Origin of the sequence: Stieleria sp. JC731, assembly GCF_020966635.1 — a bacterium.
Classification (GTDB): Bacteria; Planctomycetota; Planctomycetia; order Pirellulales; family Pirellulaceae; genus Stieleria.
The window spans coordinates 1,483,792-1,499,041 of record NZ_JAJKFQ010000005.1; the positions used below are offsets into that span (position 1 = coordinate 1,483,792).

General features: G+C 53.8%; 12 protein-coding genes and 1 tRNA gene. 6 read left to right on the top strand and 7 right to left on the bottom strand.

What is annotated here, in order from left to right:
• Nucleotides 1-79: 79 nt before the first annotated feature.
• From LOC67_RS16305 to LOC67_RS16310, 3 genes are all read left to right on the top strand, one after another.
• Nucleotides 80-442: a DUF2200 domain-containing protein gene (locus tag LOC67_RS16305; protein ID WP_230263673.1), complete on the top strand. Its 363-nt coding sequence runs from the start codon at nt 80-82 to the stop codon at nt 440-442.
• A 301-nt stretch (nt 443-743) separates the two neighbouring features.
• The gene (locus tag LOC67_RS27755; RefSeq protein WP_410001150.1) at nt 744-866 is read left to right on the top strand and encodes an ATP-binding protein; all 123 of its coding nucleotides are present in this window, start codon (nt 744-746) and stop codon (nt 864-866) included.
• Nucleotides 867-1,127: 261 nt separating this feature from the next.
• Nucleotides 1,128-1,415: a hypothetical protein gene (locus LOC67_RS16310; RefSeq protein ID WP_230263674.1), complete on the top strand. Its 288-nt coding sequence runs from the start codon at nt 1,128-1,130 to the stop codon at nt 1,413-1,415.
• A 112-nt stretch (nt 1,416-1,527) separates the two neighbouring features.
• Here LOC67_RS16310 and LOC67_RS16315 read toward each other — a convergent pair whose 3' ends face one another.
• Nucleotides 1,528-1,749, bottom strand: a complete 222-nt coding sequence (locus LOC67_RS16315) for a hypothetical protein (protein WP_230263675.1) — start codon at nt 1,747-1,749, stop codon at nt 1,528-1,530.
• A gap of 288 nt (nt 1,750-2,037) precedes the next feature.
• Between LOC67_RS16315 and LOC67_RS27615 the strand changes: the two genes are divergently transcribed.
• The 3 genes from LOC67_RS27615 to LOC67_RS16330 all read left to right on the top strand — a co-directional run bounded on the left by LOC67_RS27615 (nt 2,038) and on the right by LOC67_RS16330 (nt 9,228).
• Entirely contained in the window at nt 2,038-8,268 is a 6,231-nt protein-coding gene (locus LOC67_RS27615; RefSeq protein WP_315861061.1) for a calcium-binding protein, read from the top strand.
• 338 nt (nt 8,269-8,606) lie between these two features.
• Complete coding sequence (locus LOC67_RS27760) at nt 8,607-9,005, top strand: tyrosine-type recombinase/integrase (protein WP_410001151.1); 399 nt, start codon at nt 8,607-8,609, stop codon at nt 9,003-9,005.
• 10 nt (nt 9,006-9,015) lie between these two features.
• Complete coding sequence (locus tag LOC67_RS16330; protein WP_261366970.1) at nt 9,016-9,228, top strand: site-specific integrase; 213 nt, start codon at nt 9,016-9,018, stop codon at nt 9,226-9,228.
• Nucleotides 9,229-9,363: 135 nt separating this feature from the next.
• Here LOC67_RS16330 and LOC67_RS16335 read toward each other — a convergent pair.
• From LOC67_RS16335 to LOC67_RS16360, 6 genes are all read right to left on the bottom strand, one after another.
• Nucleotides 9,364-9,445, bottom strand: a tRNA-Ser gene (locus tag LOC67_RS16335).
• Between the two features lie 101 nt (nt 9,446-9,546).
• Nucleotides 9,547-11,001, bottom strand: coding sequence for a glucose-6-phosphate dehydrogenase (gene zwf / locus LOC67_RS16340; RefSeq protein WP_230263677.1), 1,455 nt, complete (start codon nt 10,999-11,001; stop codon nt 9,547-9,549).
• Between the two features lie 335 nt (nt 11,002-11,336).
• Nucleotides 11,337-11,822 carry an ExbD/TolR family protein gene (locus tag LOC67_RS16345; RefSeq protein WP_230263678.1) on the bottom strand — a complete coding sequence of 162 codons (486 nt, stop codon included), beginning with the start codon at nt 11,820-11,822 and terminating at the stop codon, nt 11,337-11,339.
• Nucleotides 11,822-12,259, bottom strand: a complete 438-nt coding sequence (locus tag LOC67_RS16350) for an ExbD/TolR family protein (protein ID WP_230263679.1) — start codon at nt 12,257-12,259, stop codon at nt 11,822-11,824. Before LOC67_RS16350 ends, LOC67_RS16345 begins: the two co-directional genes overlap by 1 nt.
• Nucleotides 12,256-13,167 carry a MotA/TolQ/ExbB proton channel family protein gene (locus LOC67_RS16355; RefSeq protein ID WP_230263680.1) on the bottom strand — a complete coding sequence of 304 codons (912 nt, stop codon included), beginning with the start codon at nt 13,165-13,167 and terminating at the stop codon, nt 12,256-12,258. Before LOC67_RS16355 ends, LOC67_RS16350 begins: the two co-directional genes overlap by 4 nt.
• Before the next feature lie 535 nt (nt 13,168-13,702).
• The gene (locus LOC67_RS16360; protein WP_230263681.1) at nt 13,703-15,130 is read right to left on the bottom strand and encodes a 2-oxo acid dehydrogenase subunit E2; all 1,428 of its coding nucleotides are present in this window, start codon (nt 15,128-15,130) and stop codon (nt 13,703-13,705) included.
• Between the last annotated feature and the right edge of the window lie 120 nt (nt 15,131-15,250).

A 15,250-nucleotide genomic window follows, 5' to 3' on the forward strand; every position in this document is an offset into this window, starting at 1 on the left:
GCGGGGGCGACTGCACCGCATTTGTGAGGATGCCCTTGAACGATACCTGAACTGTTAATCCGTCCTAAAGTTAAAAAGTATGGCTCCCAAACCGCACCCCATTTTCAAGAAGACTTTTGCATCGCTTTATCCGGCTTACGTCGCGAAGGCGGAGCGAAAGGGGCGGACCAAGGCAGAGGTCGACCAAATCATCAAATGGATGCTTGGATACGATGCCAGGGGTTTAAAGAAGACGTTGAATAACGAAACGACTGTCGAATCATTTTTTATCGATGCTCCCAAGCCCAACCCGAATCGCGAACTTATCAAAGGCGTGGTCTGCGGCGTTCGCGTTGAAGAAGTCGAAGACCCGACGATGCGAGAGATCCGCTATCTCGACAAGCTGATCGACGAACTTGCCAAGGGAAAGGCGATGGAAAAGATTTTGCGAACACCGAGCTAAGCCAGGTGACGCACGAATAGAAAAAGCCCGCGACAATCGAGCGATCGTCGCAGGCTTTTTTCATTTAGCGGAGGACATGTGACTCCCCGCGGTGCGTACCGTAAATACCGGCGAGTAAAGCACTTTCGAAGGTAATCCGTGTCCAGTGAACAACTTGCATAAATCCGTCTGATGTCAGTTGTTGTCACGTGTTCTCGCCCGTAGGCAGGATTTTTGGCACAGTGTGCCACGTCCAAAAGTTGAGTCTCAACTCGCGAGGCTCTCACGATACCTCAAACCCGACTTGCTGATCATTGATGGTATGGGAAGGAAGCAGTTGCACAAACGCAGCGGCGAGTTCCTGTTCGAGACGATCATGCGTCGTTACGAAATGCGAAGCACCATGATGACGACCAACCGGCCGCTGAAGGACTGGGCAAGTTGATCGATGATGTCCCCAGTGCGAGCGCAATCTTGGATCGGTTCTTGCAGTCCGCGGAAATCAAGAAATTCAGCGACCGAAGCTACCGTCTTTCGAGCGGAAAAACTTCCACAGGGACCAGACCGCCCACCGGCTCTGATGCCGACAAAGAAGAATAGACCGGGGAATCCCCTCCCCGAATGTTTATCAACCAACAATTTCAAAAGGGACCACAAGCGTTCACAGGTGGTCTATTTTTAAGCGCCCATCGACATTTGGTTTGGCATGCCTCGCGAGAAGCCGACTCGATTCGATTTCTTTCCATCAAACGCGAACCTGACCGAACGCATCTTAAGATTCATCGAATACTACAATACAACGATGGCCAAACCGTACCGTTGGGCCTTCACCGGATTCGCATTTGACTTACCATCGGCGGCCTCATGCAGCCACAATGTCACGCTGTCTTGGTGCACAGCCACAATGGGTATCGCCTTTATTCATGATGAGATCGTGGAAAGGTCATCACGGCAATTGCTTACCGCCAAATTTCGCAATCGCGAACTGATTTAGCTGGCAACGCGTTGCTACACCTTTAACTACCGATCTTCTTAAATGAGGGGCCAAATTTTTTAGTGGCTCCTTTGAGGGATTCGCTACCGTTCCTCTTTGAACGACGGTGGGACTAGCGAGCGTGCTCCTGTCGATCGACGCCGCCTGGTTTTGGAACAGGATCCAAGAACTGGGAATTCTCTAGTTCTCGATCCTTAGCGATAAGGGCGGCAGCGATTTGCTGAAGCGTTTGACCGTCGCTGCTCGTATTCGGGAAAGCCTCCAGGGTTGCATCGTCCGCCTGGAGAATTTCCCAAAACAGGGACTCCGCTTTGCGAAATCGTTCCTTGTCCATGCAGTAACCTCCCAGACTACCAAATGTACACCGCGCAAAGGAGGCGCGGCTCATGAAGTTACCTAACGTACAAATCGAGCTTAGTGCTTCTCTGTTTCTCGGCGGGGTTGGATTTCTCGTCAAAATTCTTTGCAAATTCGTGAAGGTCTCTTTCTCCGTTTCGCGTTTGGATTCTTACAGATCAGTTTCAAACTGCACGCCAGCTATTCCCTGTCTGTGCCGGTCAACGTCTTTTCCCGGTAGTCAGAATCGCCAGCAACCAGCTCCGAATCCAGAAAAGAGAACCCAATGTCGCGTCGTCGCCTCTTCGCAAGTGCATCAAAACGCAACCGACTCCGCAAAGCCACGGTCCACAAGGTGACGTTAGAGAGGCTAGAGCGACGAGAGCTGCTCGCCGCAGATCTTGGAGTTATTGACGAGGGCCTGCAATCCGGTTTTCTTGCCGGGGTCCAAGCGGAGGTCAACCGTGACATCCTCTCGGTCCCCGCTCCTTTCGTCGGAACCGCGCTGGCTGAGAATATCACTGATGGAACGACATCAAATCAGTTTTTGACGGGCTTTCAAAACAAGCTTTATTCCTTAGACATTGCAAGTGGCGCCACAATCGCGGAGGTGAAAACGCAACTTGCAACAACGCTGGAGATCGATGAATCGGCGATTGTCGTCACCGGCGACGATGACGATAGCGAGATTCGCTTTGATGTGACCTTGACCGGTGCCATCAGCCAAGCTGGCGCTGTCGGATTGGAGTTGGTTGGTGCGGATCCAGAACTCGAACTACTTTTGGGAACCGACGGACAAGTTAACCTAAACTTGGCCATGTCCTACGAACTCGCCTTCGTCATTAGCGAAGATGCAAACGGCGTCAGCAGCTTCTCGCTCGATACGTCTTCTACAGATGAATTGACGATAGACTACACGGCACGCATTCGAGAAGATTTTGATAGTGGTAAAGGTCGCATCGGTGTGTTCGTTGCCGATTTCTCTGAATCTCAACACAAAGTTTCTGAATACTCTGGGTCGTACACGCTGAATGTGGAGCAAGCGACAAGTGGTGCCCCGGAAGTTAGCGGGTTGTTGATTGGCTCGGGCGGCGCTTACCTTGATATTGAAGCGTCATTCTTCCCGAACATCGACCTGCCGACAGACTTGATCAATCTAGGTGTCACAGCCGAGGGTAGCGTCGAATACAACACTCTGATCAACTTCTCAGGCGGTGAGGTTTCCTCGGCAGGAAACGAAATCACTGTCGGGCTTGGTGATGTCGCCATCGACGTCGGCAAAATCTACTCAGATTTTGTGGATCCGTTGGTGCGAAGACTTCAAGACAATCTAAAGCCACTGCAACCGATCGTGGATTTCGTGTTGGAACCCATTCCCGTGATCAGCGATGTCATGGAAATGGCCGGCCGGGGGCCCATCAATGCTCTTGGCTTGGCAGGCATCGGACCGAATGATCCCGCAGCGATCGCTGTTCGCGTTGTGGATGCCATCTTGAACTACCAAGGTCTTGCTGGCCTCAACAGCGAGAACATCCAATCGTTGTTTGACCTTGAGTATGAAAAGATTGACTACGACCCTGATGAAATCAAGGACCGTAAAAGCGAAGTACAGAAGAACATTGATGACCTGCGTACCGGCAAGCTAGTTCCAAAGCTGGATGATGTTCTGCAAACTCCCGAAGGCCAGGCTGAGTTCGAGCGAGAGATGTCATGGGGTGCCGAATTTGAGGGCGCATTCGAACTCCCGTTCTTGAGTGACATCGATATTCTCGCTGGCTATTTAATGGGCGACACCTCAGGTGAGTTGATGACCTTTGGTGTTACGGGCGCTTTTGAGATTGGTGGCAGCGTGTCGGTACCGATAGCACCTCTGCTGAATCTGGTTCAACTGAATGCGGGGTTGACTGTCGGCCTTGGCTTTGACCTGCACGCGGGTTACGACGCGTACGGCATCGCCCAGTTGACCGAAGTAGCAGATTTCTCGTCTGAAGAGGCTTTGCAACAAAGTTTGGAAGACAACACGTTGCTGCTTGTGAACGGCTTCTACATGGACGATCAAAATGAGTTAGCTAACAACGTCGGAGTTGGCGAAAACTCGGATTCTGATGCCCCCGAAGCTTCACTTACCGTACGCGTCACGGGTGGCGTCTCCGGTGGAGTGGATCTTGGCGTCGCCAGTGCAACCATCGGCGGCGCCCTTTTCCTCGAAGGGACTCTCGAACTGGACCTGAACGATTTGCCGGACTCCGATGTCTCAGTCGTCAACTGGCCCGATACGCTTTCACCACTCTGGACGCCCGAATACTTGGATTCGCCAGAGCAGTGGAACTACGACGGTCGGATTCGAGTTCCAGAATTGGTGACGATTGTTGAAGAGAATCCACTAGCCGTTACCAACATCAACGGAAGTCTCGCAGCTGGTTTAGAAGCAAGCATTCAGATCAAGACGCTCTTCGTGACTCTCGTCGACATGAGTTGGGAACTCTTCCGCATCACGTTAGTCGACGGCACTCTGTTTGAGGCCGACGACGCGGAGCTACTTCTTAACGCCAATCAATCCCAGCTCGGGGAAGTTGTCGATGGTCAGCTTCGGCTATTCGTTGGTCCTGACGCTGTTCGCCGAACGGATGCTGCGCCAACAGTCGAAGACGAAAGAATAACGATTCGCTCCCTTGGCGCTTCCCGCGATGGTGGCGAAACCACCTTAGTAGTGCTGGAAACACCGCAAGGTGATAAACACTCACGCATTTTTAAAGGTGTCACCAGCATCGTTGGCAACACGGGAAGTGGAAACGACTTTGTTAATGTCGTTTCCGGTGTCACCTCCGACGTGACACTGTACGGCGGCGAAGGTGATGACCAGTTCGTCGTGGATTCAACCGGTGTCGCGACGCTCTATGGCGACGCAGGAAGTGACACGCTGGTCGGCGGTCGCGGCAATGATTACTTGATTGGTGGCAGTGGAGATGACTACATCGAAGGCCGCAGTGGTGATGATTCGCTGTATGGCAATGAGGACAACGACACGATCTACGGCGGTGCTGGCAATGACCTGCTCGAAGGTGGTGATGGCAATGACGACCTTGACGGAGGGTTTGACGATGATAGCCTCTTCGGTAACGAAGGAGCCGACACACTGCGAGGGGCCGAAGGTTCCGACCTGCTCGACGGCGGTGCGGGCGATGACACGATTCGCTTTTGGTTCGTGCTGAACGATGCATTCTCAACGGATACCCTTATCGGTGGTTCCAACGAAGACCAAGTTGAAATCTACGGCACGGACCATTCGGATACTCTTACCGTTGACGCCATCGCTGATACACCGGGCACGTTTCGAGTGACGAGCTCTCTAGCGAATTTCCAATTCAGCTTGCCAACCAACGCACTCGAACGTGATATTGAAACGATTCGAATTAGCGGACTTGGTGGCGATGACAACATCAGAGTCAACGGAACGCTAAATGTTGGCGCGGTGGTCATCGACGGTGGAGAAGGCGATGACACGATCGAGGGCTCGGACGCGAAAGACATCATCTACGGTGGAGGCGGTGCGGATTACCTGTTCGGGCGCGAAGGTGACGATGTCATTTATGGTGGCGAAGGTGATGATCAAATCTTCGGTGGAAGTGGTGACGACGCAATCTATGGTGACGGTGGGAACGACACAATCGATGGTGGTATTGGGTTCGATGTGATCTACGGTGGCACGGACGACGACACCGTGTATGCAGGTACCGGACTTGACGGTGGTCTGATCGACGGAGAGTCCGGTGACGATCGACTGTTCGGAAGTGAAGGCATCGACCATATCTATGGTGGCGATGGAAACGACATTATCTTTGGCGCGAGTCACAACGATGAGCTTTACGGTGGCGAAGGTGATGATCAAATCTCCGGTGGCAACGGCTTCGACAATCTCTTTGGAGAAGCTGGCAATGACACTCTCTTTTCGGTGATCGATCCGGACACGGCCACAACCAGTTTATCGGTGGAAAGCGTCGATGAATTGCTGGGTGTCGTGGCAAACACGCCCGATGTTGCTTCTAACGTAAGTGCTTTCCGTGAGCTGATGCTTTACTTCACGGAAGACGCAGGTAATGGGAGCACTTACATTCAGCAGAATGGTCAGTTCGTTAGCTTGCTGGAAGGTCTTCGACCACTCGTGAGTCCCCTAGAGCAATCCGCCATCGATTCCATGCTAGGGGAACTCAGTTCAATGGATTCAATTATCGATCGCCTCCTAGGTGGTGATGGCGATGACAATCTGGTTGGATCAAGAAATGGGGACGCACTTATCGGTGGCGACGGCGATAACGTCATCGATGGACGCGGTGGATACGACTCGGGCGATACGGGATCCGGTGCGATTGAGTTCGGCGGTAGGGGAAACCAAGCTGCACTTCGAGTCTTCCAAGAACACGGTGTGCTAACTATCCAAGGGACGGAACAAGCGGACAGCTTCACGGTCTCACAATCCTCCTTCGACGGCTCAGTGACCATCGTGCAGGGTGGTAGTACCTATGTGTTCAATGCAGTGGAAGGTGTGAGCCTGCGAGAGATTGTCGTTCAAGGATTAGGTGGAAATGATCGAATTCAGGCTCAGGGTTATTTCGACGTGCAACTTAGAATTGAAGGTGGTGACGGACGTGACCTCCTTTGGGGAAGCTTGTCCGATGATATCATCGACGGCGGTGCCGGAAGTGATCTGATCCTCGGTGGTGACGGCAATGACGAGTTGTATGGCGGGCTTGGCGACGACTCAATTCAAGGAGGAGCCGGCAATGACACACTGATTGGAGGTGAAGGGAAAGACAGCCTCAAGGCCGATGACGGCAATGATGAACTGTTCGCACTCGATGCTTCCGTTGATTGGATTTCCAAGTTAGTCGTTCAACCCGATCCGGATGCAACTGCGGGATTATCGCTAGCGATTGCACCGAATTACACGCTCGACGTCGTCGGTGGTTCGACTACCCTTGGCGATGAAGTGATTGAAAACGAGATCATTGATGGAGGTGCCGGCAACGACCGCCTTTTGGGGACCAATAATCGAGACAATTTGATCGGTGGTGACGGAGACGACGTCATCCTTCACACGCTTGGAGACGACAGCGTCTTTGGAGGGCTAGGGAGTGACCGCTATGAGTATCCATTCAGCGATGCTTCGGAAGCAATCCACTTGGCCCTCCAACCCGACGGTCGAATTGCCGTGCAGTGGCAAAATCTTGACTCGGGCGATCCAACCGTTCGGCAAGTGATTTTGCCAGACGTGAATGAAATCGAAGTCTTGGGTGTTGAGGCGGCAGGCGGCGACGATCAGTTCTCGCTCGATTTTGGCGTCAATGCAGTGATCGACATTCATCTCGATGGTGGAAACGGCAATGACTTCTTTGAGATAGGAAGCGCACCAACGAACATTTATGTACTGGGTGGTGAAGGTCAGGACCACGCGGAAATTAGCACGAGCGAAAACTCACCGAGCTTGATCGCGAATGTCAATGTGGTGTCTGGGGAAGCGACCTATACGCTCAACGGACTCGAATCGTTGGACCTCACTGGTGATGCCAATGCCAACTATTTTGAACTGAATAGCTTTGTGGTTGCAGTGAATTTGTTCGGTCTTGCCGGCGACGATAGGTTTGTTTTGAGCGGCACCGGCCAAGGTTCAATTGATGGAGGACAGGGATTCGATACGGTCGCGGCTCACGGACATGACTTCAATGTGAGTGACATCTTCCTGAAAGTCACTGGCGAAAACTCTCAATCACTGATTGACTTTGATTTAACCGGCCATGAAACAACTGAGATCTATGCGAACGATCTTGCAAACATGATCGCTGCTTTCGTTGCAACTCTACCGCTTTTTATTGACGCAGGCGGCGGGGACGATGTCATCTTTGGTGGTCACGGTGACGACACGATTCTGGCGGGTGACGGCAATGATTTTGTTGCGAGCTATGCAGGCGCTGACGTGATCGACGGCGGCAATGGAAATGATTCCATCTATGGTGGAATAGGCAACGACTTACTGCTCGGTCAGGGAGGCGAGGATGAGATCTATGGCGACGATGGCCTCGATACCGTTTATGGAGGTGATGGCGACGACACGATCTACGGCGATGAAGGCAATGATGCGCTGTACGGCGACGGCGGAAACGACTCTATCTACGGTGGACTTGGCGACGACCTACTGATGGGTCACGATGGCAACGACATCCTTAAAAGTGGAGGAGGGAATGACTACATCTTCGGTGGCGACGGTGATGACTTGCTGTATGGCGGAGATGGCAATGACAATCTCGACGGTGAATCAGGTGTCGACTACCTCTACGGTGAAAATGGCGACGACATCCTCCAAGGCGGTCAAGACGGCGAGCGCGACTATCTTGTAGGAGGGGATGGATACGACCAAGGCTGGCAGTATTTCTATCGCTATGGATTCCTCAAGCTGAAGAAACGCTGGCAAGAATCACTCTCCGAAATCGAGGAGCAACATAACATCAACTATAACTGGTAGTTTTTGGGTGAGATTCAGCACTTAACGAACGATGTTTCTCGCAGGCTGCCATATCAACGGCACTTTGACAATTACTGGTTCCGAAGATGCAGTCTTGAATGCAAATGCCAACGCATTCAACCACCCCAAAGCAGTTCGAATCTACCGTTCACAATCGCCTCGCAATCTCGAGAGCAGACCGGCCTAACAAACCGTCGGCACTCTCGTTTTGTGCCTCGGAGAACCAGTGCCAACATTTGTAGCCATTCTCTTCGGCGGCAAACCAGCCGCTGACACTCAAGCTCCACAAGGCTGACTACCAGCGGGCCTATTGCCACACCGATCTTGAGGTTGTCGCGATCATCAACCACTGTCGGGCAACGCCGACACTGATTTGGCTTCACAATGTCATCGTCGCGCTTGCCTGCACGGGATTGCGGATCAGTGAACTGGCTTCGCGCAAATGGTCGGACATTCGCATTGATAAACGGCGTCTGACAATTTCTGACAAGAGCGAGTTCACGGGGCCGGCATCCGACAGGCGTGAAACCAAAAACAGTCGTAGTCGGCACATTCCGATTCACAACGGCCTGCTCGCAGTCTTTGATTCATTGGATCAAAATGGTCCGTATGTTTTCAGAGGGCCGCGCGGAGGCCGGTTAAAGCCCGAAGCGATTCGGAACATTTTGGTTAGCGAGGTGATCACTCCACGGTCCGACCAATTTCCGAAAACGGTCTCCGGCCAAAAGAGTTTTTGAAGACGGGCGTCTGCATAGTCTTCGGCACTACTTCTGCAGCCGGTGTGCGAACGAACGGGTTCCCGAGCGAATGGTGATGGAATGGCTTGGACATTCCGATAGCGAAATGGTAAGACACTACTACCACCTCAGCGACGACGAATCGTGTCGCAAGATGGATCAGTTGAACCTGCTCGGAGGCGACGGCGGGCCTTCCGGCGTTGAAGACGAGCAGACTTTGTAACCCGACTTAACGTTTTGGTTCAGGCATCGCTGTCGATGATCCTACCCAGCGTGGAGTACGGATTTTGGCACACACGAGTGTGCCAAAGAAAAACACCTCGAAAACACAATGGTTTTCGAGGTGTCATGACAAGAGCGGAGGACATGGGACTCGAACCCACAACCCCAATGGGGCAACTGATTTCGAATCAGTCCGCTGGCCAATTCGCTTATCCTCCTGGTCGAAGACGCCCTTGTTGGCGGCCTTCATTTATGGGAAGCATAACCGCGAAGACGGGTTCGCGGCAAGTGCCGCTTTGCACTTTCCTGCGACCCCGCTCTAGTGACTGAGGACGGGGCAAACGTCGAACCATTCTCGGTTTTGGTCTCCCATCCAATCGTTCGATTCGTTGGGACCCCATTGACCGGTTTCGTACTTGTGAAGCTCCGGGGCAGCCGGGCTTCGCCAAGCGGCCATGATCGGATCGACAATGCCCCAAGCCAGTTCGACTTCGTCGCTTCGAGCGAACAAGCTGGCATCGCCGAGCAAGGCATCAAGCAGCAGGCGTTGATACGCATCCGGCATGCCGCCGCTGCTGGCCGCGTTGAAATCGAAGTCCAGCGTGCTGGTTCGCGTTTTCATTTCGCTCTCTGGCACTTTTGACTCGAAGTGCAGCTGAATTCCCTCGGCCGGTTGCACTTGGATTACAAGTCGGTTGCCGACCGGTGACCGAGTTTTCTGCCCAAACAGAATATGCGGCACCTCGCGGAATTGGATCACGATCTGAGTCGTACGGCAGGACATGCCCTTGCCGCTACGCAGATAGAACGGCACGCCTTTCCAACGCCAGTTGTCACAGTAGAGCTTTAGGACCGCATAGGTTTCCGTTTGGCTGTTCGGCGGAACACCTTCCTCTTTGAGGTAGCCGTCGTATTGGCCACGAACTGTGTTGGCAGCAAAGTCACCGCCAATCATTTTACGGACGCTGTGCAGTACCTTGACCTTTTCATCACGAACCAAGTTGGAATCGTATTTAGCAGGCGGTTCCATCGCCGTGATCATCATCAGCTGCAAGATATGGTTTTGGAACATGTCTCGCAAAATGCCAGCGTTATCGTAGTACCCTGCACGGCGACCGACGACCACTTCTTCTGCACAAGTGATTTGTACGTGGTCCACGTAATTGCGATTCCAGATCGGTTCGAAGATCGAATTGGCAAATCGCAGTGCGAAGACGTTTTGAACCGTTTCCTTTCCGAGGTAGTGGTCAATTCGGTAGATCTGATCTTCGCGGAAGACCTTGTGGATCTGCGCGTTGAGGTACTTCGCCGAAGCGAGGTCGGTACCAAATGGCTTTTCGATGATGACACGTCGGAAGCCTTCGCTGTCGTCTGCCAAGCCTGCGGCGCCGAGTTGCTGAATCGCTTCGAGGTACAGCTGCGGCATCGTCGACAGGTAATAGATCCGACCGACCGGTTCACCTTCTTCGATCGCATTCAGAAAGTCAGCAAGCTTGCCGAAGTCCTCGGCCTCTTTGATGTCGCCCGCGTGATAGTAAACCTGGTCGCTGAACTGTTCCCAGCTTTCGGCGTCGAATAGATCTTTGGCGAATTTTTCGGCTGCCGTACGAAGCGAATTTCGGAAGTCGACGTGTTCGAATTGTGAACGCGAGACACCCACGATCCGCAGAGTCTCATCAAGCTTTCCTTTGCGGAACAAGCTGTACAGCGCTGGAATCAATTTGCGGCTGGTCAAGTCGCCTGAAGCACCGAAAATTACGATCGTGTGAGCCATCGTTGATGTTTTTTAGAAAGACAAAGGTAGTTCATCGGACCGTCTGGTGCCGCTGCCAGACACGGATTAGTTGAGCGTAGCCTTTAAGAAGACGTCTTGCCAGGGGACGGGGGTGATCCGTCCAGGCCCGAGGGAGAACCTGCAATCGCTCGCCGGGACGATGGGCAAATTGATTGCCAGAGGCCCATTAGGAGAAATACAGGCCCGCCCAAATGCAATCCGCGAGGACTGGGTTGTCGCTCACCCAGGAAAGATGGGCAGAACGAGAGTGTTGCGATCGGCCTGCCGCCGTATTGATGGGCATTGAAGCTCGGCGACAGGCGTTGAATTCCAGATTAACCGCGGCGGGGTTTGGCGAACTTGATCCTTTCGATCAACTTGATCACTTGTCCTGTGCCCTCATCGCGGTAGCCACTGACCGCGGTGATGGCCTGGATCACGTGTGCATAACGCAGGTTGTAATCGGTATCGATCTCGATCTCTGGACCATTTTCGCCTTCGACCGGTTCATCCGTTCCGACCAACGAAACGATGTTTGCACGCAGCTTATCGAAATCGGTTCCGAGATTGATTTCGTTCAGCTCGATCGCGGCCAAGGCACCTTTGCCATCTGCACGAAGACGCAGCTTGTATGGCAGGTCAAGGTCGGTGGAACTGGACTGTCCTTCGCCAGCGAGTGGCATTCGGACGGAAAAGTCACCTTCCATCTCGACGATCTTGAACGTCATCACAAAGAACACGAGCAGCAGAAAGACGATGTCAATCATGCTGGTCATGTTCAGTTCATTTTTTTCCTGTTCGACATCGCGACGAATTCTCATCAGGAACGATCCTCCTTCGCACGCAATGCGAATTGCTCAAGCTGTTCGTCTTGAGCGACTTTGATGATTTCCTGGATCTGTCCGGCCGCGGTGTCTTGGTGACCCCGGATGATCACATTGGCATCCGCAGCCGTTTTGTTTTCGGCACGCAAGACAGCAAGTTCACGGCGTAACCCGCCACCGAGTGTTTCGGTGGTGTAGGTGTCGCCACCCAAGATGATTTCACCATCTTTGGCGACGTGCAAAATGATTGGGAACTCCAGCGGTTTCTCTGGAGGTTTCACCAAGGTGCTGTTTGGCAAAACGACACGTTCGTTCGCTTCGGTTTGCGAAAAGTTGATCAGTACCATGAAGAACGCGATCAACTGAAACGTCATGTCGATCATGGGTGTTAGGTCACCCTCAGCCAAGTCCACCTTTTTGGATTTGACTTTCACTGTGCGTTGCCTCCGGGCTGAATGTCTTCAAACCGGCTCATGAGGTTTTCGCTTTGCACGCCGACTTCGAGTAGCAGTCGCGCGACGCGGTTGCGAAGAATGTTGTACGCCGCGATTGCGGGAATCGCGATCGCAAGTCCGACCAACGTCGTGAACAACGCCGTCGAGATACCTTCGGCCAACTCGGATGGTTTTGGCGTCTGAGGGCTGGTCGCGATCACTCGGAACGATGCGATCATCCCTTGAACCGTTCCGAACAGTCCGATCATCGGGCTGAGGTTTCCGATCAGTGCCATGTACGACAAGCGATGCTCTAGCTTCATGCTCTCTTCTTCGCCGACTTCTTGCATGCCTTCGATGGCTTTGTTGTAGCCGCGTGAAATTTTTGCCAAGCCGGCGGAGAGCACTTGGCCGAGGACCGATTCGTCGGTCCGTGCCATGTCGTAGGCTTCTTGGAATTGCTTGGCGTTTAGCTTTTCTTCGAACGCCTCCACTAATTCCTGTGGACAGAGCGTGTCTCGTCGGGCGGCTAGCATGTTCATGACGAACAGCGAAACCAATGTGACGGACAACAATAAGAAAACGATCATGTAGGTGTAGCCGAGCGACTGAAGCACCCAGCCAAGAAGCGAGTCACTATCGCCGCCACCACCACCGGCGCCTGCATTGTTGGCTCCGCCGCCATCTGCCGCATTCGCACCGGCACCAGCGTCACCTCCAGCATTTTCGTCCGCCGGGGCTTCCGCAGCGGGTTCTTCGCCAGGGCCAGCGATATCTCCGAATTCTTCCATCGCATCGTCTTGAGCAACGGCGGTCGAGGGGGCTGCCGCGCCGAGCACCGACAGACCTGCGAACAAAATCATCGCCAGCAATGGCAGTTTGAAACGATGGCCATGAACGTTGATCATCAACGATGCTCCAAGAAAGATAAGGTGAATTGGCAAACGCGGAGGGAGCCCGGAGCGGGCAGAAGTGGCCGCAAAGTGGCGCGACCGGACTTCGATGCTGTTAGAACACAATAGTTTACCAGACGTTCTCATTCACCTGGATACAACGTCCCGGGAAAACGCCAGCAAGCCCCATCAGTTTGACCTCAACGCCCCGATAATTCATGTCGATCCGCAGAATCACTGCCCAGGTTAGCGGTGCGATATCGGATCGTTGGGGTTGCAGCGATTAAATGATGAAGGCGTCTTGATGCTCCCGCGGACTGCAAATGCAAACTACACGACCTACTAGGGGCGTCCGGAAGCGACAACGTCACGCGATGTGCGTGACGAAGGCAGAATTGGTGGTGGTGTAAGGCTCGGCAAATCGATTGCAGCAGAGCACACCAAAAGCTCTACGCCCCTTGGGAGAAGGGGACGTGACAATTCTTTATGACGCGAAGAGGAAACGCTCACCGCGACGGATGAGCGAGATTTGCTACAGATGTGTCGAATATCAGAACGCGAGAAGCAATCGGCTGGGGGCTTCCAGGTAGCCAATTACATCGTTCAAGAAGCGTGCAGCAGTGCCGCCGTCCACCAAACGGTGGTCGTAGGACAGCGACAGAGGCATCATCAATCGAGGTTGGATGGTGTCGTCGGGCATGACGACGGGCAGCTTGCGACTGCGGCCAACCAGCAGGATTGCCACTTCGGGAACGTTCACGATCGGGGTCGAATATTGTCCGCCGATTGCGCCCAAGTTACTGATCGTGAATGTTCCGCCACGAAGATCGTTCACCGGGAATTGACCGCTGCGGACTTTGCCAGCCATTTCGGCCAAGCCACGTGTGAGGCCGGGAACGCTCATCTGGTCAGCGTTTTTTAGCACGGGCACAACCAACCCACGATCGGTGTCGACCGCGATGCCAACGTTGACGTAGTCCTTGTAGATGACCTGTTCGTTTTCACGATCGATGGTCGCGTTGATCGCCGGGTGGTGCTTCAGCGCGGTCGCGACAGCTTTGATCAGGAACGGCATCGAGGTCAGCTTCAGGCCTTGCGCCGCGTAGTCCTCTTTGCTGCTTTGACGCAGGCGTTCCAGTTCGGTGATGTCAGCATCGTCGAAGTTGGTCACGCGTGGGACGTTCGACCAGCTTCGGTGCATTTGGTCGCTGATCGTTTTTCGGATCTTGCTCATCCGTTCTACGCCGACGGCACCATAATCGTCGGTTGCCGGTGTGCCTGGGCGGTCTGCCGAAGGTGCACCACCGGTGACTTTGACCTGCGACGCTGCGGCTTGGGGGGCAGGGGCGGCTGGCTGAGCGACAGCGGCTTGGCTGGAAGCGCGAACAGCAGTTAAGACGTCGTCTCGCGTGATGCGTCCGCCTTCGCCACTGCCCGAAACGCGTCCCAAGTCGACGCCGACTTCGCGAGCGAATCGGCGAACGGCAGGGCCAGCCGGGATGACATCGCCGGCGGCCGGTGCTGGTGCAGGTGCGGCCGGTGCAGGTTTCGGGGGCGCTGGTGGTGCCGGTGCAGGTGCTGCAGCGGCGGGAGCGGGAGGTGCTGCAGCCGGAGCGGCAGGTTCGGGCGGTGCCGGAGCAGGTGCCGCAGGAGCTTCGTCTGCAGGCTCAGCTGGTGCAGGAGCGGCCGGTGCTGATTCTTCGGGTGCTGGTGCACTTGGTGCAGGAGCGGAGGCTCCCGATTCGGCTTCGACCTCGATGAGAACACCGCCGATTGCAACGGTATCACCTTCGCTGACAACAATTTTGGAAACCTTTCCGCCGACTGACGATGGCACGGGCACCGTTGCTTTGTCGGTTTCCATCTCGACAATGTCTTGGCCTTCGGAGATTACATCGCCGACAGAGACGAAGACTTCGAGTACGTCGCCGGATTCAATTCCGTCGCCAAGTTCGGGAAGGGTAACTTCGGTTGCCATCGTAATGAATTCTTTAACGCTTGATCGGAGAATGGCCGGTGAAGCGAGCACTGGAACCTTTCCGGTGACTCGCTGCTTTACATAGTGGCACGATAATTCGGGAACAACAATTCAACGCAA